Annotated in this window: 21 protein-coding genes and 2 tRNA genes; 17 read left to right on the forward strand and 6 right to left on the reverse strand. The window is 59.1% G+C overall.

What is annotated here, in order from left to right:
- Positions 1 to 56 precede the first annotated feature (56 nt).
- The 4 genes from N645_RS0103440 to N645_RS0103455 form a co-directional block, all read right to left on the reverse strand.
- Positions 57 to 143: transfer RNA gene (locus tag N645_RS0103440), tRNA-Leu, on the reverse strand.
- Positions 144 to 169: 26 nt separating this feature from the next.
- A tRNA-Cys gene (locus tag N645_RS0103445) sits at positions 170 to 243 on the reverse strand.
- A gap of 101 nt (positions 244 to 344) precedes the next feature.
- Entirely contained in the window at positions 345 to 890 is a 546-nt protein-coding gene (pgsA, locus tag N645_RS0103450; protein WP_024460117.1) for a CDP-diacylglycerol--glycerol-3-phosphate 3-phosphatidyltransferase, read from the reverse strand.
- 271 nt (positions 891 to 1,161) lie between these two features.
- Positions 1,162 to 1,656, reverse strand: coding sequence for a MarR family winged helix-turn-helix transcriptional regulator (locus N645_RS0103455; protein ID WP_202960771.1), 495 nt, complete (start codon positions 1,654 to 1,656; stop codon positions 1,162 to 1,164).
- Positions 1,657 to 1,913: 257 nt separating this feature from the next.
- Here N645_RS0103455 and ectA point away from each other — a divergent pair, with 257 nt between their 5' ends.
- The 17 genes from ectA (at position 1,914) to N645_RS0103540 (ending at position 19,652) form a co-directional block, all read left to right on the forward strand.
- Positions 1,914 to 2,426: a diaminobutyrate acetyltransferase gene (ectA, locus tag N645_RS0103460; protein WP_024460119.1), complete on the forward strand. Its 513-nt coding sequence runs from the start codon at positions 1,914 to 1,916 to the stop codon at positions 2,424 to 2,426.
- Between the two features lie 142 nt (positions 2,427 to 2,568).
- Positions 2,569 to 4,005 carry an aspartate kinase gene (locus N645_RS0103465; RefSeq protein WP_024460120.1) on the forward strand — a complete coding sequence of 479 codons (1,437 nt, stop codon included), beginning with the start codon at positions 2,569 to 2,571 and terminating at the stop codon, positions 4,003 to 4,005.
- Complete coding sequence (locus tag N645_RS0103470) at positions 3,993 to 4,892, forward strand: tetratricopeptide repeat protein (protein WP_024460121.1); 900 nt, start codon at positions 3,993 to 3,995, stop codon at positions 4,890 to 4,892. Before N645_RS0103465 ends, N645_RS0103470 begins: the two co-directional genes overlap by 13 nt.
- A 242-nt stretch (positions 4,893 to 5,134) precedes the next feature.
- Positions 5,135 to 6,742: a BCCT family transporter gene (locus tag N645_RS0103475; protein ID WP_024460122.1), complete on the forward strand. Its 1,608-nt coding sequence runs from the start codon at positions 5,135 to 5,137 to the stop codon at positions 6,740 to 6,742.
- Entirely contained in the window at positions 6,739 to 7,719 is a 981-nt protein-coding gene (locus N645_RS0103480) for a quinone oxidoreductase (protein WP_024460123.1), read from the forward strand. The genes N645_RS0103475 and N645_RS0103480 overlap by 4 nt, the downstream gene beginning before the upstream one ends.
- Before the next feature lie 203 nt (positions 7,720 to 7,922).
- Entirely contained in the window at positions 7,923 to 8,831 is a 909-nt protein-coding gene (locus N645_RS0103485) for a 5'-nucleotidase (protein WP_024460124.1), read from the forward strand.
- A 256-nt stretch (positions 8,832 to 9,087) separates the two neighbouring features.
- Positions 9,088 to 10,062 (forward strand): HTH-type transcriptional regulator CysB, encoded by a 975-nt coding sequence (cysB, locus tag N645_RS0103490; RefSeq protein ID WP_024460125.1) that lies wholly within the window; start codon positions 9,088 to 9,090, stop codon positions 10,060 to 10,062.
- 421 nt (positions 10,063 to 10,483) lie between these two features.
- Positions 10,484 to 11,449: a DUF523 and DUF1722 domain-containing protein gene (locus N645_RS0103495; protein WP_024460126.1), complete on the forward strand. Its 966-nt coding sequence runs from the start codon at positions 10,484 to 10,486 to the stop codon at positions 11,447 to 11,449.
- On the forward strand, positions 11,436 to 12,404 hold the full coding sequence (locus tag N645_RS0103500; protein WP_081665834.1) for a MerR family transcriptional regulator: 969 nt from the start codon (positions 11,436 to 11,438) through the stop codon (positions 12,402 to 12,404). Before N645_RS0103495 ends, N645_RS0103500 begins: the two co-directional genes overlap by 14 nt.
- Positions 12,404 to 12,844 (forward strand): nuclear transport factor 2 family protein, encoded by a 441-nt coding sequence (locus N645_RS0103505; protein ID WP_024460128.1) that lies wholly within the window; start codon positions 12,404 to 12,406, stop codon positions 12,842 to 12,844. Before N645_RS0103500 ends, N645_RS0103505 begins: the two co-directional genes overlap by 1 nt.
- Positions 12,844 to 14,289, forward strand: a complete 1,446-nt coding sequence (phrB, locus tag N645_RS0103510) for a deoxyribodipyrimidine photo-lyase (RefSeq protein WP_024460129.1) — start codon at positions 12,844 to 12,846, stop codon at positions 14,287 to 14,289. The genes N645_RS0103505 and phrB overlap by 1 nt, the downstream gene beginning before the upstream one ends.
- A gap of 11 nt (positions 14,290 to 14,300) precedes the next feature.
- The gene (locus tag N645_RS0103515) at positions 14,301 to 15,056 is read left to right on the forward strand and encodes an SDR family oxidoreductase (RefSeq protein WP_024460130.1); all 756 of its coding nucleotides are present in this window, start codon (positions 14,301 to 14,303) and stop codon (positions 15,054 to 15,056) included.
- 23 nt (positions 15,057 to 15,079) lie between these two features.
- Positions 15,080 to 16,354: an NAD(P)/FAD-dependent oxidoreductase gene (locus N645_RS0103520; RefSeq protein WP_024460131.1), complete on the forward strand. Its 1,275-nt coding sequence runs from the start codon at positions 15,080 to 15,082 to the stop codon at positions 16,352 to 16,354.
- Positions 16,354 to 17,142: a DUF1365 domain-containing protein gene (locus N645_RS0103525; protein WP_024460132.1), complete on the forward strand. Its 789-nt coding sequence runs from the start codon at positions 16,354 to 16,356 to the stop codon at positions 17,140 to 17,142. Before N645_RS0103520 ends, N645_RS0103525 begins: the two co-directional genes overlap by 1 nt.
- A 2-nt stretch (positions 17,143 to 17,144) precedes the next feature.
- Positions 17,145 to 18,413, forward strand: coding sequence for a cyclopropane-fatty-acyl-phospholipid synthase family protein (locus N645_RS0103530; RefSeq protein ID WP_024460133.1), 1,269 nt, complete (start codon positions 17,145 to 17,147; stop codon positions 18,411 to 18,413).
- Between the two features lies 1 nt (position 18,414).
- Positions 18,415 to 18,939, forward strand: a complete 525-nt coding sequence (locus tag N645_RS16575; RefSeq protein ID WP_024460134.1) for a DUF2878 domain-containing protein — start codon at positions 18,415 to 18,417, stop codon at positions 18,937 to 18,939.
- Positions 18,924 to 19,652: a hypothetical protein gene (locus N645_RS0103540; RefSeq protein WP_024460135.1), complete on the forward strand. Its 729-nt coding sequence runs from the start codon at positions 18,924 to 18,926 to the stop codon at positions 19,650 to 19,652. The genes N645_RS16575 and N645_RS0103540 overlap by 16 nt, the downstream gene beginning before the upstream one ends.
- A 20-nt stretch (positions 19,653 to 19,672) precedes the next feature.
- Here the strand turns inward: N645_RS0103540 and N645_RS0103545 are convergent, their stop codons facing one another.
- Both N645_RS0103545 and N645_RS0103550 read right to left on the reverse strand, forming a co-directional pair.
- A complete protein-coding gene (locus tag N645_RS0103545; RefSeq protein ID WP_024460136.1) occupies positions 19,673 to 19,996 on the reverse strand; it encodes an EscU/YscU/HrcU family type III secretion system export apparatus switch protein in 324 nt (107 codons plus the stop codon).
- Complete coding sequence (locus N645_RS0103550; RefSeq protein ID WP_193744945.1) at positions 19,993 to 21,501, reverse strand: flagellar hook-length control protein FliK; 1,509 nt, start codon at positions 21,499 to 21,501, stop codon at positions 19,993 to 19,995. The genes N645_RS0103545 and N645_RS0103550 overlap by 4 nt, the downstream gene beginning before the upstream one ends.
- Positions 21,502 to 21,587: the final 86 nt, after the last annotated feature.

A 21,587-nucleotide genomic window follows, 5' to 3' on the forward strand; every position in this document is an offset into this window, starting at 1 on the left:
GGAGCGCGCAGCGCGTAATCCGACGCCTGTGGGTCTACCAATTCCGCGAGTATAAATGGTGCCGGGAGCGGGACTTGAACCCGCACGATCTTACGATCTCAAGATTTTAAGTCTTGTGTGTCTACCAATTTCACCATCCCGGCCGGGGAGAGTACTGCGAAGGGAAAGTTGGAGGCGCGAGCCGGAGTCGAACCGGCCTAACCGGATTTGCAATCCGGGGCATAACCGCTTTGCTATCGCGCCTTGCTTGAAGAGGGGCGAATTCTAAAGGAATCGCCGAAAAAATCCTAGGGGTTTCCGTGGGTTATCCGGGAATTTTTTGTGGTTGGTCAATATTTGAGCGCCTACTTCAATCGCATAAACGGCCAGGCGGCGCGCAGGTAGAGGATCATGGACCATAGGGTCAACAGGGCGGCGCTGTACAGGGTGATGTAGCCCAGCCAGTAAAAGAGCGCGAAGGGCAGGTCGGCCAGCAGGACGATCAGGGCCGTCATCTGCAGGGTGGTTTTGATCTTGCCAATGTAGGACACCGCGACGCTGGCGCGTTCGCCCAGCTCGGCCATCCATTCCCGCAGGGCCGAAATTACGATCTCCCGGCCGATAATCACAATCGCCGGGGCGGTGAACCAGGGCGTGGCGTGCAGCTCAACCAGAAGGGCCAGGGCGATGACCACCATCAGCTTGTCCGCCACCGGGTCCAGGAAGGCGCCAAAAGGGGTGGACTGGTCGTATTTGCGGGCGACGTAGCCGTCGGCCCAGTCGGTGATGGCGGCAACACTGAAGATCATGGCGGAGGCGAAGTGGGCCCACCCGAACGGAAGATAGAAGACCACTACAAACAGCGGGATGAAAACAATGCGGATCAGGGTCAGTTGGTTCGCCAGGGTCATGGGATAGATCGGTCTCTGGTTCTGTCGTTGGGCGAATCATACAGCCGTGAGGCGGGGGTGACCAGTGTCGAGCGTTATCCGTATTGCACAGAGGGCCGAATTGGGGCCGACTTTTCAAGACCGTGGAGCGGGGGACCCGCGATTCGAGCCTGCGTGGACGCCCCGCAGGGATGCGGGAAGTGTCCGCGAGCGCCGGGAGCGCGTAGGACCGTATTTACGGCGTGTCTTGAAAGGTCGGCCCCAATTCGGTCCGGGCCCGGATATGTGGCTGCTACAGCGTAGGGATAGCGCGATCCAGGGCGCCGACATCCAGGAAGGGCGAGGCATCAATATCTTTGGCGTCCATCATTTCCGCCACGCGCTGCAGGGCGGCGATGATCATGCTCTGTTCCCATTCATCCAATTCCCGAAACCGTTCCACAAAGTTGTCCTGCAGCGCCGTGGGCGCTGAGGCCAGGATTTTTCGGCCGTGGTCGGTCAAACGGGGGTAGACCTTGCGCTTGTCGGTTTCCGAGCGGATGCGCTCGATCAGCTCCCGCTTCTGCAGGCGGTCCAGAATGGTGGTGACGGTGGCCTGACTCAGGCTCATATCCCGGGCCAGCTCGCTGATGGTCATGTCGCCCTTGGCATGAACGATCTGCAGGAGCAATAACTGTGGCCCCGTGACGCTGGCGGTTTTCACCAGCTTCTTCGAATGCAGGTCGGTCGCCCGGATGACCCGACGCAGCGAAACCAATACCTCTTCAATCTTGTCCGAGGTGCTCATGGACTTGAGCGCCGTCATGTTGCGTTCGGCGCGGGAAGCCAGGCCCTGAGGCAGGTGAGATTCGTCTTTGGTCATGCGCGTGTCTCCGAAGGGCTGCATGGGTTCGGGTGGACTGATCATTTAGCTTAGTGTACTATAGATTTTTATTTAGTTCTCTAACTATTTCAATTCATTCGAATTGTCGGGGCAAACCTTGATTTTTTGCGGGTTTGGGATCATACCCCTATATTGTTGTTATAAACGGGAAGGAGCAGACCATGACCGACACACCCAGTGACAATCTGGATTTTCGCAAGCCCACCGCTGAGGTCGGCTACCTCCTGAATCAGCTGGTGGCTGCCAGCCCGCCCCTTGACCCCAATTCCATTTACTGCAATCTGCTCCAGTGCTCTCACTTCGCCGATACCGCCGTGGCCGTATTCGATGGCGAGCAACTGGTCGGTTTCGTGTCCGGTTACGTAGAACCCAACAAACCGGACACACTGTTTGTCTGGCAGGTGGTGATTGCCGAGGCTGCGCGCGGTAAAGGTCTGGCCAAACGGATGCTCAAACATCTGCTGGGCCGTGAAGCCTGCGCGGAGGTGCGCTACATCGAAACCACGATCACTCCGGACAACGAGGCGTCTTGGGCGCTGTTCCGCAGCCTGGCCCGGGACCTGGATACTGAGCTGAACAGCGAAGTGTTTTTTGAGCGCAACACCCACTTCGGTGGTGAGCACGATGATGAACACCTGCTGGTCATCGGACCGTTCCAGACCAGTCGTCACTGATTGGTCGGACACGGTCCGATAGAAACTGACACCGGCCGACCTGTCGGCCATAAGGTGCCTCGAGATGAGTAGAGGTATCGAACAGGCGGGTTAGCGGGGCGGCACCCCGGTAATCGGCACAATGCTTCAGAATGGAGGACTTATGTCACACACAGTCGAAAAAATCGGCGGCACGTCAATGAGTGAGTACGATGCCGTACGCGACAATGTGGTTATGAAAAACGGGAAAGACGAGGACCTCTACCATCGGATTTTTGTGGTCTCCGCCTACGGCGGCCTGACCGACCTGCTGTTGGAGAACAAGAAAAACGGCCAGCCCGGCGTCTATGGCCTGTTTGCCAGCACCAATGACGATGACCCCTGGATGGAAGCCTTTGACAAGGTGCGCAAGCGCGTGCTGGAACTGAACAAGCAGTATTTTGGCGATACCGACCTTCGCAAAGAAGCTGATGCCTATATCAAGGAACGCCTGGACGATGCAGAACGCTGCCTGACCGATCTGCAGCGCCTGTGTCAGCACGGCCACTTTGAGCTGGACGCGCACCTGTTCACCGTGCGTGAAATGTTGGCCAGTATTGGCGAAGCCCACAGTGCCTGGAATATGGCCAAATTGCTCCAGCGTGATGGCGTCAACGCCCGGTTTGTCGATCTCTCCGGCTGGAAAGCGGATGGTGCACTGGCGCTGGATGACATGATCAAACAGTCCTTTGCGGGCATCGATTTTGCCAAAGAGCTGCCCATTGTCACGGGCTACACTCACTGTAAAGAAGGCCTGATGGCCAGCTTTGACCGTGGCTACAGCGAGATGACGTTCAGCCGTATCGCGGTGCTGACCGGTGCCCATGAGGCGATCATCCATAAGGAATTCCACCTGAGCAGTGCCGATCCGCGCCTTGTAGGTGCGGATAAAGTGGTTCCCATCGGTCGTACCAACTACGATGTGGCCGATCAGCTCGCGAATTTGGGGATGGAGGCCATTCACCCCCGCGCCGCCAAGGGCCTGCGCCAGAACGGCATCGCACTGCGGGTGAAAAACACCTTCGATCCGGATCACGACGGCACCCTGATCACCGGCGATTACGTCAGTGAAAAACCCTGTGCGGAAATCATTGCCGGTCGCAAAGGTGTGTACGCGATTGAGGTGTTCGACCAGGACATGATGGGCAATATCGAGAAGTATGATTCCGGTATTCTGCATCAGATTTCGCGCTTCAAGGCGCATGTGGTCAGCAAGGACATCAACGCCAACACCATTGTCCATTACGTTGCCGGTAACCTGAAAACCGTCAACCGTATTCGCAATATGCTGGAAGAGAAGTACCCGGATGCGGAAGTGGATGTGCGCAAGGTGGCGGTCGTGTCCGCCATTGGCAGTGACATGAAAGTGTCCGGCATGCTGGCCAAGTCGGCAACGGCGCTGTCCAGCGCCAATATCAGTGTGCTGGCCATTCACCAGTCGATCCGTCAGGTGGATATGCAGTTTATCGTGGACGAGGACGACTACGATCAAGCCGTTAAAAGTCTGCACAAGGCCCTGGTGGAAGTCCATGACCATGGGGACGCCATATGCGCAGCCTGATCAGGCTGGCCGCGCTCTTTCTACTGTGTGCCTCGGTATCGGTGTTCGCCCAGAGCGACGCCGATGGCGAGGCACGTCAGCGTGTGGCCGAAGAAATCGAGAAGCTGGAAGAACCGATGTACAGCCCCTTCATTGAGCGCTATATGCTCGATGAGCTGAAGCAGTTGCGGATCGATCTGTCCAACCAGCGCGCCGAGCTGATTCAGCAGGTGGTGGACCGGGAGATCGAGTCCATTGACCGGGGCGTGACCTATGCAACCAACACGGTCACTTACTTTTTCTATCTGATCGCGGCGGTGAGTTCGATTCTGGTGTTACTTGGCTGGAACTCCATTCGCGATATGAAAGAAAAAATGAGTAGCCTGGCGGACGAGGAAGTGGGCAAGCTGGTCAACGCCTATGAGGTACGTCTGCGGGGTATCGAGAAACAGCTGACCCAGAAAACCCGGCATATTGATGCTAACCGCGAGGAGATTGAGCGCACCCAGGAAATTCATTCACTCTGGCTGCGCGCCAATCTTGAGCACACGCCGGCGAATAAAATCGCCATCTACGACCAGATTCTGGCCGTGAAGCCCGAGGATTGTGAGGCGCTGACCTACAAGGCGGATGTGGTGCTCGAGTTGGGCGAACCCCAGTGGGCAGTGAATCTGTGTCAGCAGGCGCTGTCGATCGACTCGGACAATGCCCATGCGTTTTATCAGTTGGCCTGTGCCCACACGGCGTTGGGGCATTATGAAGACGGCGTGCATTTCCTGGGCGAGGCACTGAGCCGCGCGGAAAGTTATCGGGAATCCCTGATGCAGGACCCGGCGTTGTTCCCGTTGCACGACATGCCCGCATTCAAGGAATTGTTGGGGATTCGGGAAGAAGACGGGCAGTCGTAGGGTGTGGTTGCGGCGGATGCGCGCTTCGCGCTTATCCGCCCTACGCGGACCGATGAGCTATCCGTAGGGCGGATAAGGCCGAAGGCCGCATCCGCCATAACCAAGCCCCGATAAACACCATAAGCTTGCGTAGGGCGGATAAGCGAAGCGCATCCGCCGTAACCTAACCTTCCGCATCCACCGTCGCCATACATTAAAACGACACAACCAATAAACAATAACAGGCCACCGAGGAGTTTCCGATGTTCGACAAACTCGCACAACGCCTGAACTTGAGTGCGATTCCGCAAATCTTCTTTATCTCCGTCGGCATTATCGTTCTGTTTGTCGGCTTCGCGATTCCCTTCAATGAACCCTTTGCCCGCTTTTTTGACATGCTGGGCGGTTTTACCTTCACCAACTTTGGTTGGTTCTACGTCCTCAGCGTCAGCGGTTTGCTGTTGTTTCTGATCTGGGTGGCCAGCAGTCGCTATGGTCGGATCAGGTTGGGGCCGGACGGGGAGGGGCCCGAGTACGATACGTTGACCTGGTTCTGCATGTTATTCGCGGCCGGTATCGGTACCATTCTGATGTTCTGGGGCGTGGCTGAGCCGATGTCCCACTTCGCCAACCCGCCGCTTGAAGGTGTGGAAGGCGGCACCAAAGACGCCGCTCGCCTGGCGATGAATATCTCCCTTTACCATTACGGGCTGCATACCTGGACCATTTTCACACTGCCGGCTTTGGCGATCGGGTATTTCACCTATCGTCAGGGATTACCCATGCGCATCAGCAGCGTGTTCTATTCGGTGCTGGGGGATCGCATCTACGGCCCGCTCGGCTGGGCCATTGATATTGTCGCGTTGCTCGGCACGCTGTTTGGGGTCGCGGTGTCGGTCGGGCTGGGGACGCTACAGCTCAATACCGGGATGAATTATCTGTTCGGCCTGCCCAAAGGGCAGGTGGCGGAAATGGCCATTGTGGCTGCCATTACCCTGGTGGCCTCCGTGTCCGTGGCTCTGGGGCTCGACCGGGGCATCAAGCGGTTGTCCGAGTTCAACATCGTCGTAGCCCTGATCATTCTGCTGTTCGTCGCGGTGGCGGGGCCGACCCTGTTTATTGTTTCCGGTACCGTTCAGAACATCGGAGCTTACCTGCACAATCTGCCCTGGCTGGCTTTCTGGACCGAAGCCTACAACGAGGGCAACTGGCAGCGGCAGTGGACGGTGTTCTACTTTGCCTGGACGATCTCCTGGGCACCCTACGTGGGCATTTTTATCGCCCGGATTTCCAAGGGCCGCACCATCCGCCAATTTGTGGCGGGCGCACTGGGGGCGCCGCTGCTGTTTACCATTGTCTGGTTTTCCGTGTTCGGCATGGCCGCCATCGATCTGGATCTTAACCACGGCACGGACATCGCCGGGCAGGTGCAGGCGGATGTGTCCGTGGCGCTGTTCAGTTTCCTCGAGCAGTTTCCGATCGCCACCCTGATCTCGACCCTGGCGGTGATTGTGATTGTGGTATTTCTGACCACCTCCGCCGATTCGGCGGCACTGGTGGTGGACCTGCTGTCGCGCAAGGACAGCCAACCTTCGCGCACCGCTCAGCGGGTGTTCTGGACCCTGCTCCTGGGGTTGGTTGCCGCAACGCTGTTGCTGGGGGGCGGATTGCAGGCGCTGCAGAATGTGATTACAGCGCTGGGCTTCCCGTTCTGTGTGCTACTGGTGTTCATGGCTTACTCATTGACCCGCGCCCTGCATGCGGACTATCTGGGGTATTCTATGGAGGAGCTCGCCGAAGGTAAGGCACCGGCGATGGGACCCATGGGTTCTCTGCCCAGTGATCGCAAAGGTCGAGGAGATGACGAGTGACTGAACATCGTGCCTACCGGGTTCACCAGCCCGGTGATGAAAACGCCCTGAGTCTGGAGCACACGCCCGTGCCCGAACCGCGTGCGGGGCAGGTGAGGGTACGCCACAAGGCCATCGGCCTGAACTTTATCGACATATACCACCGCACGGGCCTGTATCCCCTGGACTTGCCGACGGGGCTGGGGCTGGAGGCCGCCGGGGTGATCGAGGCTCTGGGTCCGGACGTCCATGGCTGGAAGAAGGGCGATCGGGTGGCCTATTGCAGCGGCCCGCCCGGGGCCTATGCGGACTCCCACGTCGTCGCGGCGGATCGGCTATTGGCCTTGCCGGATGGCGTCGAGTATGAGGTTGCCGCCGCCACCTTGCTCAAGGGCCTGACCGCGGCCTATCTGTTACACCAGACCCATCCCGTTCAAGCCGGGGAAACCCTGCTGTGGCACGCCGCCGCTGGTGGTGTCGGGCTGCTGGCCTGTCAGTGGGCATCGCATATGGGGGCACGTGTTATTGGTACCGTCGGTTCTGATGCTAAAGCGAAGCTGGCGCTGGCGCGGGGCTGTGCGGAAGTAATTCGTTACCGTGATGAATCTGTGGTGGATCGGGTTATGGCCCTGACAGACGGCAAGGGCGTGCCGGTGGTGTATGACTCGGTGGGCAAGGATACCTTTGATGTCTCTCTGGATTGCCTGGCCCGGCGCGGGCTGATGGTGAGCTTTGGCAACGCCTCCGGCGCCGTGCCGGAGTTCAGTCCCTTGCTGCTGGCTCAGAAAGGTTCTCTTTTTATCACCCGACCCACGCTGGGGCATTACGCAACCACGCGGGAGGAGTTGGAGACTCTGGCCGGGCTCTGGTTTGAGGCGGTGCTGTCCGGTGCGGTCACGGTGGATATCAATCAGACCTACCGCCTGGACGAGGTGCCTCGGGCGCATCGCGAGTTGGCAAACCGGCAGACCACCGGGGCCAGTGTTATTATTCCGTAAAGCGGATTGGGTTGCGGCGGATGCGCGTGGCGGCTTCACGTTGGGTTACGGCGGATGCGGCCTTCGGCCTTATCCGCCCTACGGAAACCACGGCAGTCCGCGTAGGGCGGATAAGCGCGCAGCGCGCATCCGCCGTTACCAAACCGAAACGCATCCGCCGTTACCCAAACTCGATTACCATCAACCATCAGGACCCCAACACCATGCCCAAAGGCTTCGGCACCAAACTGGTTATCGCCATTTCGTCCCGCGCGCTGTTCGACCTGGATGAGAGTCACCAGGTGTTCATCAACGAAGGCCTGGAAGCTTATGCCAACTATCAGATCGAGCGAGAGGACGAACCTCTGAAGCCGGGCGATGCCTTTCCCATGGTACAAAAGCTGCTCCACCTGAACGAAAGCCTCGAAGGCGACCCCCGGGTCGAAGTGATTCTGCTGTCCCGCAACAGCGCCGATACCGGCCTGCGGGTGTTCAACTCCATTGAGCATTACGGTCTCAATATCACCCGGGCTGCGTTCTGCAGTGGCAGCAGTCCGTACCGCTATATCTCCGCGTTCGGTTGCCACCTGTTCCTCTCCACCGATGGCGAAGACGTGCGTCAGGCGCTCAACCAGGGCGTGGCGGCCGCGACCCTGGTCGCCGCCAAGAACAAGTCCGAGCAAGAAGAGGAGCTGCGTTTTGCCTTTGACGGCGATGCGGTGCTGTTTTCCGATGAGGCGGAGCAGGTGTTCAAAAGCCAGGGCCTGAGTGCCTTCGCCGAGAGCGAGAAAGCCTCCGCTAAAACCCCCTTGAGTGGTGGACCGTTCAAGGCGTTCCTGTCTGCTCTGCAGGGGTTGCAGAGCGAGTTCACCGAGAGCCGCTGTCCGATCCGCACGGCCCTGGTGACGGCCCGTTCGGCGCCCGCCCACGAACGGGTCATCCGCACCCTGCGCGCCTGGAATGTGCGTATTGATGAGTCCCTGTTCCTTGGCGGACTGCCGAAAGGGGAGTTCCTGAAAGCCTACGGGGCGGATGTGTTTTTCGACGACCAACAGCAGCACATCGAGTCGGCCAGCGAACACGTTGCCAGTGGCCATGTCCCCCATGGCGTGGCCAATCAGGCCAAGGGTTGAGTGCCGCGTCGGCCGCACAATTGCAGGCGGCAGCGGGAGTCTATATAGTCTAAAGTTATAGCAGAGGGTTATTTTTTGATCAGAGGCTGGCAATTTGGCTTCTGAGGCTCTATTCTACAAAAGAATAATTACCGCAATTTTTATAACACCGTCCTTTTGTTAACACCGTGCTCTGGGTGCTCGAGTCGACGGGTGGGTTCAACGGTCTTTCGTGTCGGGGCGCACGGGACTGTCCGAAGGACGATCGGAGGACATTATGAAGCTGCAACAACTGCGTTATATCTGGGAAGTGGCGCACCACGACCTGAATGTGTCCGCGACCGCCCAGAGCCTGTACACCTCTCAGCCGGGCATCAGCAAGCAGATACGCCTGCTGGAAGACGAGCTGGGTGTGGAGATCTTCTCCCGCAGCGGCAAACACCTGACCCGCATTACCCCCGCCGGTGAGGCGATTCTGAAAACCGCCGGTGAGATTCTGCGCAAGGTCGACAGCATCAAGCAGGTGGCGCAGGAGTTCAGCAACGAGCGCAAGGGCAGTCTGTCCATTGCCACTACTCACACCCAGGCGCGCTATGCCTTGCCGCCGGTCATTCAGTCCTTCATTCAGCAGTATCCCGATGTGTCCCTGCACATGCATCAGGGAACACCCATGCAGATCTCCGAAATGGCCGCCGATGGCACGGTGGATTTTGCCATCGCCACCGAAGCCATGGAGCTGTTCAGTGATCTGGTGATGATGCCATGCTACCGCTGGAACCGCTGCATTGTGGTGCCGCGCGAGCATCCGCTGGCACAGGTTGAGCCGCTGACCCTGGAAGCGGTCGCCAAGTATCCCATCGTGACCTATGTGTTTGGATTCACCGGCCGCTCGAAGCTGGATGAAGCCTTTATGAACCGGGGACTGGCACCGAAGGTGGTGTTCACCGCGGCGGATGCGGATGTGATCAAGACCTATGTTCGCCTCGGGCTGGGCATCGGTATTGTGGCCAAGATGGCGGTGGATGAGCGCCTGGATTCAGATCTGGTGGCGCTGGATGCGAGCCATCTGTTCGAGAGCAGTGTGACCAAGATCGGCTTCCGCCGCGGGACTTTCCTGCGGGGCTTCATGTACGACTTCATCGAGCGTTTCGCGCCCCATCTGACTCGCAATGTGATCGACGAGGCCTACAACCGCCACTCCCGCGCGGAGTTGGAGGAGCTTTTTGCCCATATAGAGCTTCCCACTTATTAGTGAGTAAGTGGGTGAATCGAGTCCGGTTTGTGGAGGGGAAGCCCTTTCAAGACACGCCGTAAACCCATCCCTGGGGGCTCGACGCGCGGAGTCCCTCCGCTTACGGTCCTGAAAGGGCTTCCCCTCCACAAACCTCAGTGCCGTATTCCGGGTTTGCGCGCTATTTCCCTGAACGATATGTTGGCACAGCGGAGGAAGGGTATACCTCTACAAGACCGTCACCCGCCTGGACGGCGGGTGATGAGCCCCCATGGACGGGTTCACGGCGTGTCTTGTAGAGGTATACCCTTCCGCAGCACTTTCTACGTAGTTTCTAAGCCGTATACTCTCTCTGTAAAAATTATACAAAACCTCTTGCCTTGTACAATAAATTGGCGTACAACTTATACAAAGCCTAGCCACTTGTATAAGAGGTGCATCGATGGATACCCACGCAGACGTCAAAATTCCGGTTGGCATCAGTGAATGCCTGCTCGGCGAGCGGGTTCGCTTTGATGGCGGACACAAACGCAACCGCTTTCTGACCGACGTCATGAGCCGCTACTTCGACTACCGGCCCGTCTGCCCCGAAGTGCTGATTGGCCTGGGCATTCCCCGCAAGCCCATCCGCCTGGTCGCCACCGACAAAGGCACCCGCGTGCGCGGGGTTCAGGACGACAGCCTCGATGTCACCGAAGCGCTGGCCGCTGAGGCCGACAAGGCACTGGAACGTATGCCGGACATCTGCGGCTACGTGATGATGCAGAACTCCCCCAGCTGCGGCGCCTTCCGCATGAAACGCTACGGCGAAAACGGCTACCCGCTCGACAGCGAGGGGATCGGAGCCTATGCCGAACGGTTGATGGAACTGCACCCGCTACTACCGGTGGAAGAGGCCGGGCGCCTGACCGATGCCGGTCTGCGTGATAACTTCATCTCCCGGGTGTTCGCCTACCACGACTGGAAAACCTCCGTCGAGCCGGACCCCACGCCTGCCAAGTTGGTGGACTTCTACTCCCGGTACAAATACCAGGTAATGGCTCACCATGTTCCCAGCTACCAGTCCATCGGTCGGTTGGTGGCCCAGGCGGGAACGCGGGACATCCATGAACTGTGCAATGAGTTTCTGACCGCGTTTATGGCCGCGCTGAGTCATAAAACCACGCGCAAGAGCAATACCAACACCATGCTGCACCTGCGTGGCTACCTGCGCGACCTGCTCGATGGCAATGAACAGCAGGAGCTGTCCGAGGTCATCGACGCCTATCACGCCGGTGATGTGCCGCTGGTGGTACCGCTGACGCTGCTCAAGCACTACCTGCGCAAGGTGGATAATCCCTACCTGCAAAAGCAGACCTTCTGGGCGCCGCATCCGGAAAAACTGGGCCTTCGCAATGCCAACGTCTGAAGATCGGGAGTCGATGGTTTCCGAAGCGGTGCCCATCCGCAGGGTATCCGAGCTGACCGGCGTGAACAGCGTGACCCTGCGGGCCTGGGAGCGGCGCTATGGGCTGCTCAAACCGCTGCGCACCGCCAAGGGCCACCGACTGTATCGACCGGAGGATATTGCCCGGGTAGAGGCCATTCAGCGCTGGCTCGCCCGCGGCGTTGCGGTGGGTCAGGTCCGGGCGCTGCTGGATCAGGGTGCTGAGGATACCGAGACTGACCTGTCGCCAACCGATCCCTGGCAGCAGCACCGCCAGGTGATCGTCCAGGCGCTTGCCGCGCTGGACGTGCAGGCTCTGCGAAAGCGGCTCGCGGTATTGACGGCCGAGTATCCGATGCCGGTTCTGGTGGATCACTGTATTGAACCGCTGCTGTCGCAGTGGCGGTCCGACGTCGGTCAGGGGCGGCCTCAGTACGGGGTAACGTCGCAACTGTTGTGCTTCGAATCGGTGCTTTATGACTACTTCGCATCGGCACGCCATCGGCAGTCGGCGCCCAAGGGGGCACCGCGTCTGTTGCTGGTAGATAACGGACGCACCCCGGATTCCGTGCTGCCGATGATCCTCGCGTACAGTCTGGGCGTAAACAGGCTCCAGGTGGACTTCTTTGGCCCGGTGCCCCAGGCGGAGTGGTTGTACGCGGTGGACCAGCGGGGGGCGGATGCGGTGTTGCTCTACACCGACAGCGTTCCCGAACCAGGTTTGGAGGCCGCACACCGCGATCTGGAGCGGCAATTGGCGGTTCCGATCTGGTTGGCGGGCCGGCAGACGGCGCTGGTGGACAGCACGCTACAGCCTCATTGCCTCGGACAATCCCATAGTGAAATTCTGGCGGCGCTGGAGGCACGGCTTCCCGTGCGGGTCGAAGGTCCTGATTTCTCTGATAACGGGTCCCCCGGCTCTGGAGCATCACGATAATGACAGACAAGCTGATCACTAAAGTCACTACCCTCTACGAGCGATTTGATCCCGCGCTGATTGGTGCTCTGGATCAGATTTACGATACCGACGTGGTGTTTGAAGACCCCCTGCACCGGGTAGAAGGCCTGGTTGCCCTGCGCCGCTACTTCTCCGGCATGGTGCATGGGCTTCAGGAGTGCGGCTTTACCTTCAATCACATTCTCGAACAGCGAGGGCACGCCGATGAACCGGATCAGGCGGTCCTGCTGTGGACCATGCATTACCGCCATCCGAAGCTCAAAGGTGGTCAGCGATTGAGCCTTGAGGGGAGCAGTCATCTCCAGTTTCGGGAGCGAGTGGTGTACCACCGTGACTATTTCGATGCCGGTGCCATGCTGTATGAGCATATTCCGGTATTGGGGTACGTGATCGGTAAGCTCAAGGCGAGGTTGGGGTAATGGTGAGTTCGGAAAACCAACGTATTCTTGTCTGGCTGCGCAATGATCTGCGCCTGCGCGACAATCCAGCCCTCTATAACGCCGCTGAAGCAGGGCAGGGCGTGGTTGCTGTCTATGTGTTGTGCGAGGATTTTATCGAGCGGCACAGCACGGCGCCATCACGGCTGGATTTTATTCGGCGCCATTTACGTCAGATGCAAACCGATCTGGCCGAGCGGAACATCCCCCTGGTACTGCTTCGGGTTCGCCGGGCCGCTGAAATCCCTCATCAGTTGCTATCCCTGAGCCGTCGGGAAGGCTGCCATTCGCTGTATTTTAACGCGGAATATCCCCTCGATGAGTTGAACCGGGACCGCGCAGTGGCGGAGTATTTCCATGATCACGATCGGCATTACAAGCGGTTTCATGACCGGGTGATTCTGCCCCCGGGAAAAGTGCGTAACGGCCAGGGTGAGCCCTATCAGGTGTTTACCGCGTTCAAACGGCGCTGGATCCAGATGGCCCGTGAGCTACCGATGGTGCCTCACGGCCTTCCGGCCGTGCAGCCGGAAGCCTTGGGACAGGTCAGCGACGCCGGGATGACCCTGGATAGTCTCTTCCGGGGGGGTCATCTCAAGGACCTCTCGGCACTTTGGCCTGCGGGCGAGGAGGAGGCGTTGAGCCGCCTCGCCGAGTTTGCAGACGGACCCATTCGGGACTATAAAAGCAAACGGGACCTGCCTGCGGAGGCCGCTACATCGACGCTGTCACCCTATCTGGCGGTGGGCAGCCTGTCGCCCCGCCAATGCCTGACCGCCGCGCTGAGTGCCAATGAAGGGCGCTGGGACGAGGGCAGTGAGGGCGTGACCACCTGGATCAGCGAGCTGGTCTGGCGGGACTTCTATCAGCATGTGACCGTGGATTTTCCGGTGGTGTGTAAACACAAGCCGCTCCAGGGCCACACCGACGCCTTCCCCTGGCGCGACGATGAAGAGGATTTCAACCGCTGGCGTCGCGGAGAAACCGGCATTCCCATCGTGGATGCGGCGATGCGACAGCTGCTCGACACCGGCTGGATGCACAATCGGCTCCGAATGATCGTGGCGATGTTTCTCACCAAGAATCTTCGCATTGACTGGCGTCTGGGTGAGCGCTGGTTCATGTCGCAGCTGATCGACGGCGACTTTGCGGCCAATAACGGCGGCTGGCAGTGGAGCGCGTCCACCGGGACCGATGCGGCGCCTTATTTCCGTATTTTCAATCCCGTGACCCAATCCGAGCGTTTTGATCCCGATGGCCGGTTTATCCGTAAATATGTTCCAGAGCTGGCAAGGGTTTCGACAAGACAGATACACCAGCCGCCACCGGTGCCGGGTTATCCTGCGCCGATGGTGGACCTGAAAGCCAGCCGCAAGGAGACCATTGCGTTGTTTCAGCAGCTCAATGGCTCATCGTCAAAGGGCTAGAGGAGTCGTTTATGAGCCAGTCCCAGTGGATATGGGTTACAGGTGCCTCGACCGGTATTGGTGAAGCACTGGCCCGTCGGTTATTGCAGAACGGCCACAACGTGGTGATCAGCGCCCGCTCCGCGGACAAACTGGAATCACTGGCCCGGGCGTTTCCCGAGCGATGCCATGCGCTTCCCGTCGACCTGACGGATCGAGAGGCACTGAGCCAGGTGAGCGATCGGTTGAAGACCATTACCCATCACCTTGATTCCGTCGTAATCAACGCCGGCACCTGCGAATACATCGACGTCAAGCATTTCGATGCCGCCCCTTTTGCCCCGGTGATGAACATCAATGTGGTCGGCTCGGCCAACACCGTCGAGCTGGCACTGCCGTTTCTGCGTAAATCCCCCAACCGTGCCCAAGTGGTCGGGGTGGGGAGTATGGTCACGGTGCTGCCGCTGACCCGCAGCGAGGCCTATGGTGCTTCGAAGGCCGCCATGGAGTATTTCATGCACTCTCTGCGCGTCGACCTGGCACCCGAGGGCATTGATGTGACGCTGGTTCGACCCGGTTTTGTCAAAACCCCGCTCACCGACCGCAATGACTTTGAGATGCCGTTTCTGGTGGAAGCCGAAACGGCGGCAGAGCACATTGCCCGCGGTATGGCCCGTCGTCAGCGGATCGTGCAATTTCCCTGGCAGTTGGTGTGGACCATGCGTCTTATCAGCTGGTTACCCCTGGGCTGGAAAACAGCTCTTTTGAAAAAGATGGTGAAAGATTGAGCGACACAAATAGAACAAACGCTATGAAAGAAACGGGCTACGAAACAAAACAGATTGCGATTGTCGGCTCCGGTATCAGCGGATTGACGGCGGGGCACCTGCTGGCCAAGCGTCACCGGGTCACGGTGTTTGAAGCCGGTGAGAGCATTGGCGGCCACACGGCCACCAAGCGCGTCAATGTGGCTGGACAAGATTACGATGTGGACACCGGTTTTATCGTTTTTAACGACCGTACTTATCCGAATTTCATCAAGCTGATGTCCCGACTGGGCGTTCCCAGTCAATTGACCGAAATGGGTTTTGGCGTTACTCAGCCGGGGAGTCATCACGAGTACAGCGGCAGTGGCGTCCGTGGTCTGTTCGCTCAGAAGCGCAACCTGTTTCGACCGGCGCACTGGCGGATGCTTCGGGAGATTCTGCGCTTCAATCGAGCCTGCACTCAGGCCCATGAGCAAGACCGGGTCGACCCGCAGATGACTCTGGGGGAGTACCTGGAACAGGAGCGCTATAGCCGGTTTTTCCGGGAACACTATATTCTGCCTATGGTTTCTGCGATCTGGTCCTCGGGCCTGTCCGGCGCGGCAGAGATGCCACTGATCTTCTTTATCCGGTTTTTCCACAACCACGGGCTGCTGACTGTCACCCAGCAGCCCCAGTGGTACACGGTCAAAGGCGGCTCCCACAGTTACCTGCCTCCACTGACCCGCGAATTCGCTGACAGCATTTATACCGGTTGTCCGGTTCGCCGCGTGGAGCGAACAGAGCAGGGCGTGCGCCTGACCACAGACCGCTTTGGTGAGCAGGCTTTTGATGAAGTCATTTTTGCCTGTCACAGCGACCAGGCGCTAAAGCTTTTGGTGGATCCGACCGACCGTGAATATGACATTCTGTCGGCCATTCCCTATCAGGATAACGACGTTGTCCTGCATACTGACACCAGCATCCTGCCCAAGGCACCAGGTGCCTGGGCCAGCTGGAATTATCGGCTCAGTCCCGGACGGGACAACGAGGCGGTGTTGACCTACAACATGAACATGCTCCAGCGGCTCGAGTGCCCGGAAACCCTCTGTGTGAGCGTCAATGCCACGGAATGGCTCGATGAGCACAAAATTCTCGGGCGCTATCGCTACAGTCACCCGGTATTCAACCGGGAAAGCATTGCAGCCCAGGCGCGCTGGAGTGATATCAGTGGTGTCAATCACACCCATTACTGCGGTGCTTATTGGCGCAATGGTTTTCACGAGGACGGTGTGGTATCGGGCCTGCGCGTTGCCAAGGCGTTGGGAGAGTCCTTCTGATGCACAGCGCGATCTATCAAGGCTGGGTGCGCCATCGCCGCTTTGTGCCTCGCGGGCATGAGTTCCGGTATCGCTCGACCCTGTTTTACCTGGATCTGGATGAGTTGCCGGGGCTGTTCGACGGGCTGTGGTTCTGGGGCTTCAATCGTCGCCGACTTGGCTGGTTCCGACGGGAGGATTACCTCCATCCCCAGGAGACGGACTTGAAAACCGCTGTGCGCGAGGAAGTGACTCGCCAGACGGGCCACTGCCCGTCGGGTCCGATCCGGTTGTTGACCAACCTTCGCCAATGGGGGCTGTGTTTCAACCCGGTCAGTTTTTATTACTGCTTCGAACCTGACGCCGAGAAGCCCAGTGTCATCTTGGCCCAGGTGAACAATACGCCCTGGAATGAACGACATTGTTACGTGATTCCCTGCAACCCGAATACCGGCAAGAGTCGATTGGGGTTCAGGAAAGCGTTCCACGTATCGCCGTTCAATCCGATTGACATGGAATACCGGTGGATCAGCACGGCGCCGGACGAATCTCTACTGGTCCATATGGAAAACTGGCGCGAGGGCGCCTGTCATATGGATGCAACGCTCAGCCTCGAGCGGCAGGCATGGGAACCATCGCGCCTGAATCGCATTTTGTGGCAGCAGCCCTGGCTGACGATCAAGGTGCCTCTGGCCATTTATTGGCAGGCACTCAAACTCTGGTTAAAGCGGGTGCCTCCCTATGGGCACCAGACGGCCCCGGCTTCTGAACGATCCACCACCCAAATTACGCTGGCACCCAGGAGGTAGTTGTGACGCATTCCAACCCCAGCATCGCACGTTTTAAAGGTCATCGTCTGGCCAAACCGCGCTGGAACCAGGCGCTGGCCAAACGTTTGATTCTCAAAACGCTCTCCGCCATGGAGGAGGGCTGCCTTCGGCTGCACGATGGCGACGAGTGCCACGAGTTCGGTCAGCCGGCCGACCAGGCGGTGTTGGTGGCGGATCTGCATGTGCACGATCCCATGGCCTACGCCGAAGTGGCCTTTGGAGGTTCAGTGGGTGCCGGAGAAGCCTATATGAGCGGCTACTGGTCGACCCCGAACCTGACCCAGGTCACGCGCATTTTTGTCCGCAATATGCACGCGCTGGACAAGATGGACGCCAGCCAGTCTATGTTCGGAAAAGGGCTGCTTCGACTGTTCAGCTGGATGAATCGAAACTCGAAAGAGGGCGCCCGACGCAATATCGCCGCGCACTACGATCTGGGTAATGATTTTTTCCGACTCTTTCTCGACCCGAGCATGATGTATTCCTCGGCCATCTACCCGCGTGCCGAGTCCACCCTGGCGGAGGCTGCCGAGTACAAGCTGCAGCGGATCTGCGAGAAGCTGGAACTTGGGCCCGATGACCACTTGTTGGAAATCGGCACCGGCTGGGGTGGTATGGCGATCTACGCCGCCCGGCATTACGGTTGCCGGGTGACGACCACCACCATCTCCCGTGCCCAGTGGGAGCATGCCCAGGCGCAAGTGAAAGAAGCGGGGCTTGAAGATCGGATAACACTGCTGTTCAAGGACTACCGGGACCTGACCGGCGAGTACACCAAACTGGTGTCGGTGGAAATGATCGAGGCGGTAGGGCATGAACACTTCCGGGAATATTTTGAGCGCTGCTCCCGTCTGTTGACCAGCGATGGGCTGATGTTGATTCAGGCCATCACCATTGCCGATCAGCGCTACGAGCACGCCCGCAAACACGTGGACTTTATCCAGCGGTATATTTTCCCCGGCGGTTCGCTGCCTTCGGTTGCACTGATGAGCGACCTGACGCGCCGCTTTACCGATCTGAACCTGCTGCATCTGGAAGATATCGGCCAACACTACGCGCGCACCCTGAGAGATTGGCGGCTCGCCTTTGAGGCGCAGCTCGACCGAGTGCGGGCAATGAAATTCGACGAACGCTTTATCCGGATGTGGGAATACTATCTGTGCTATTGCGAGGGGGGCTTTATCGAGCGCAGCATCGGAACCGCACAGCTGTTGATGGCCAAGCCCAAGTATCGTCCGGAGCCGGTCTGACGTGGAACTCAAACGGCACTACTGGTGGATCAATGCGGTCATCTCACAAATCGGCTGGTTTGTGTGCGTACTGCTGGGCAATGTACCGGGCGTGGCATTCACGTTTCTGTTTGTCGTGCTGCACTTCCGGTTCGCGCCGGTGCACCCGCGGGACTGGCTGGCCGTCTGTGTCGCGCTGCCCATGGGTGTTGCGCACGACAACCTGCTCGGCTACTTCGGGGTGTTGGATTACAGCGCTGAGTCCGCCTCGGGATTGGCGCCGGGCTGGTTGACCTGTCTCTGGGTGATCATGGCACTGACTCTGCATCATCCTCTGAAAGCGTTGTACGAACGTCCCTGGTTGATCGGCGTGGTTGGCGCGGTGGGTGGCCCCATGGCGTATCTGGGTGGCGTTCGTCTGTCCGGTGTGGAGTGGGGCCTGCCGGTCACTCAGGGTTTCCTGATCATGATGGCCATCTGGGTCTGGTTGTTGCCACTGCATCGGTGGCTGGTGTTACGAGGAGAACGGTTATGTGGAAAAGTCTGATATCAGGTGTGGCGGCAGGCCTGCTTCTGCTGCCGGCGGCTCAGGCACTGGCCGAAGAGAGCGAGTACGAGATCATTGGCGCGGCCTATCATGCCGACAACATAGAGCAGTTGCTGTACGAAGAGCGGTATACGCCGGTAAATGACAGCGGCAAAGGCGAAGTGCATTACGTGGACCCGGACGGAGAACGCATTGCCGAGAAAACCCTCGATTACTCCCACGGTGAAACCAGCCCGTCATTTGAGCTTCGGGATCTGCGCCAGGATCTGCACTGGAGTGCGCGCTGGAGTGATGATGAGGAGCAGATCCGCTTGACGCGAGGTTCCCGGGAAGAACCGGAAAGTGAATCGGTAGAGGTCAAAAGCCGGCAGGTGATCGACGCCGGTTTCGATCCGTTCATTCAGAGTCATTGGGATCGTCTGATGGACGGGGAGCGGGTGACCTTCCACTTCGCCTTTCCCAACCGACTGACCAACGTCCGGCTGCGCGCCGAGCGCATTGAAGCCGACGACTCGCCCATTCAAAAACAGGAAGAGGGCTGGGTGTATTTCCGTATCCGGGTGAACAGCGCTGTGCTGTCACTGTTCGCGGATAATCTGTACCTGGCCTATGATCCTGAGGACACACGTCTGATGGTCTTTCGCGGTCGTTCCAATATTCCGGACGCCGATGGAGAGGGACGGGATGTAGAGATTCACTATCGGTACCCCTGATGTGCCGATAACATCCAGGGTCACGAAGTCGATGGCCCTGGCGTAAACCCTTCGGGTTGTTTGCCCTGTAGCTCGTAGGCGAAGGCAATGATGTGAGCCACGGCCCGGTAGAGGCTCTCGGGAATTTCGTCGCCCAGCTCCAGGGTCACGAGAAGATTCACCAATTCTCGGTTATCGCACAGCGGTACCCCCTCGGCTTCGGCAATGGCCATGATCTCCCGCGCCACATCGCCCTGGCCCTTGGCGCTGACGTGGGGCGCGTGGGTGCCGTCATAAAACAGAGCCACCGCCTTTTCAATCTCGTCCGGGGTGAACCCGTTGTTCCCGTCGGTGCGCCTGTTCATGTTGTGATGTCCACCAGTGAATAGTGAATGTCGGTCATCGGCCGGGGTGGGGCGCCTGTGTGGCATTCCAACTGGGTCACTTCGATGCCTTCTTTCTCCAGCCGCTGCTGCAGGTCGTTCAGACGCGCGCGTATTGCGTTGGCGGTCTGCTCCTGTTCCGCCCACAGGCGGGTCGCCACTTTCTGATCCCGTACCGTCACCTGTGCGTGCAGGGTACCGGCATCCGGCAACTCAAAACTGAGTTGCACCTGCCACTGACGGATTTTTCCGCTGCGTTTTCCCGTCTCGTCTTTTTCCGGCTCCGGCTCTATTCTCAATAGTAACGGTTGAACCTCCTGTCCCAGACGCATGGGCACTTCCAGGGTCAGAGTCTGGGGCGCAGGGCCGGCGTCCGCCGGGGCAAACTGTTGGGTCAGGGCCTGGCTCTGCTGAACCTGAATCCGGGCCAGACTGTGCAGCGTCAGTTGATGAACCATCTGTAACAGTTGGGTGCGCAGACTCCGGTCGGCGAGTTCGGGTGCCGGGCGCGCCGATACCTGCTCCAGCAGCGCACTCAGATTCAGTTCATTGCCGCGCATCAGCTCCGGTGTCTGACCGAGCCGGCTCAGCTCCGTACGCACCTGGTGCAGTACTTTCAACAGTGCGCCTTTCCAGTCCCCGTTCAGGACCTGTTGCGCCGCAACATTACCGCCGCGCTCGGCTTGGGTCGACGCCACTCCGACGCCCGCTGCGTCGCGGGCCGCGGGGCGCAGGGCGGCCAGCAGCTTTTTCTCCAGAAACACACCGCTCTCGCTCAATGCTTCGCGCAATGCGCCCGGTCGGGTCAATTGGCTGGGCTCCCGCAACTGCTGAGCGGCCTGCCTCAACGCCTGTTGCAGGTTGCTGGAGAACAACGTCCGTTGTTGCCGGATGTTGAGTAGCTGGTCCATGCGGACAAGTGGCGGGGAGAGGTCCGGGGCGTCCTTCATCGGGAGTGCCCGTCTCAGCGCCTCGCTGAGCAGCGCAGGTCCATCGCTTGCGCGGGGCGCGGATGCGCCGGTCTGGAGCCCGCCCGCCTCGGAGAGCGAGGTCGCTTTGGGAGCGGCGAGCTGCCACAAGCGGTTTTCGGCCAGATAGACGGCCACCTGCTGCCCGGGTTTGAGTGGCCGATCAGTATAGGTCACCACGTTCTGCTGTTGTACGTTGAGTCGGACCAGCTTGAGCTGGGCGGCATTGAGCAACTGCTGCTCGTCGGCCAGACGGGCGAGCTGTTGGGTCCGATTGGCGCTATCGGGTCGGCTCTGCCACTGCAGTAAGGTGTCCACCAGGCGGTTGATCAATTGCTGGCGCTGCTCGGCCGTGACCGGCGCGACCTGACGGACCTCCGCCGATACCGCTGAGGCGGGGGAGCGAGCCAGGGATTCGGTCAGCAGGCGCATCAGGCCGGATTCGCCTGCGGGACGCTCGCCGGAGGCGGGGCGCGTCAAGGGCAGAATCGGATTTGTCGAAGACAGCTTATCAACCATGTCGGGTCCAATCGGGCTTTTCATTGTGGGGAGCGATGCAACCCCGTTATAATCCGTCGCTCACCAGTATAGCGGCCAGCGGGCCG

This window comes from Marinimicrobium sp. LS-A18 (assembly GCF_000463525.1).
GTDB lineage: Bacteria > Pseudomonadota > Gammaproteobacteria > Pseudomonadales > Cellvibrionaceae > Marinimicrobium > Marinimicrobium koreense.

Excerpts from the sequence above, each read along its gene's own strand:
- pgsA (WP_024460117.1), bottom strand. The coding sequence starts at position 890 with ATGACCCTGGCGAACCAACTGACCCTGATCCGCATTGTTTTCATCCCG.
- N645_RS0103455 (WP_202960771.1), bottom strand. The coding sequence starts at position 1,656 with ATGAGCACCTCGGACAAGATTGAAGAGGTATTGGTTTCGCTGCGTCGG.
- ectA (WP_024460119.1), top strand. The coding sequence starts at position 1,914 with ATGACCGACACACCCAGTGACAATCTGGATTTTCGCAAGCCCACCGCT.
- N645_RS0103465 (WP_024460120.1), top strand. The coding sequence starts at position 2,569 with ATGTCACACACAGTCGAAAAAATCGGCGGCACGTCAATGAGTGAGTAC.
- N645_RS0103470 (WP_024460121.1), top strand. The coding sequence starts at position 3,993 with ATGCGCAGCCTGATCAGGCTGGCCGCGCTCTTTCTACTGTGTGCCTCG.
- N645_RS0103475 (WP_024460122.1), top strand. The coding sequence starts at position 5,135 with ATGTTCGACAAACTCGCACAACGCCTGAACTTGAGTGCGATTCCGCAA.
- N645_RS0103485 (WP_024460124.1), top strand. The coding sequence starts at position 7,923 with ATGCCCAAAGGCTTCGGCACCAAACTGGTTATCGCCATTTCGTCCCGC.
- cysB (WP_024460125.1), top strand. The coding sequence starts at position 9,088 with ATGAAGCTGCAACAACTGCGTTATATCTGGGAAGTGGCGCACCACGAC.
- N645_RS0103495 (WP_024460126.1), top strand. The coding sequence starts at position 10,484 with ATGGATACCCACGCAGACGTCAAAATTCCGGTTGGCATCAGTGAATGC.
- N645_RS0103500 (WP_081665834.1), top strand. The coding sequence starts at position 11,436 with ATGCCAACGTCTGAAGATCGGGAGTCGATGGTTTCCGAAGCGGTGCCC.
- N645_RS0103505 (WP_024460128.1), top strand. The coding sequence starts at position 12,404 with ATGACAGACAAGCTGATCACTAAAGTCACTACCCTCTACGAGCGATTT.
- phrB (WP_024460129.1), top strand. The coding sequence starts at position 12,844 with ATGGTGAGTTCGGAAAACCAACGTATTCTTGTCTGGCTGCGCAATGAT.
- N645_RS0103515 (WP_024460130.1), top strand. The coding sequence starts at position 14,301 with ATGAGCCAGTCCCAGTGGATATGGGTTACAGGTGCCTCGACCGGTATT.
- N645_RS0103520 (WP_024460131.1), top strand. The coding sequence starts at position 15,080 with ATGAAAGAAACGGGCTACGAAACAAAACAGATTGCGATTGTCGGCTCC.
- N645_RS0103525 (WP_024460132.1), top strand. The coding sequence starts at position 16,354 with ATGCACAGCGCGATCTATCAAGGCTGGGTGCGCCATCGCCGCTTTGTG.
- N645_RS0103540 (WP_024460135.1), top strand. The coding sequence starts at position 18,924 with ATGTGGAAAAGTCTGATATCAGGTGTGGCGGCAGGCCTGCTTCTGCTG.
- N645_RS0103545 (WP_024460136.1), bottom strand. The coding sequence starts at position 19,996 with ATGAACAGGCGCACCGACGGGAACAACGGGTTCACCCCGGACGAGATT.
- N645_RS0103550 (WP_193744945.1), bottom strand. The coding sequence starts at position 21,501 with ATGGTTGATAAGCTGTCTTCGACAAATCCGATTCTGCCCTTGACGCGC.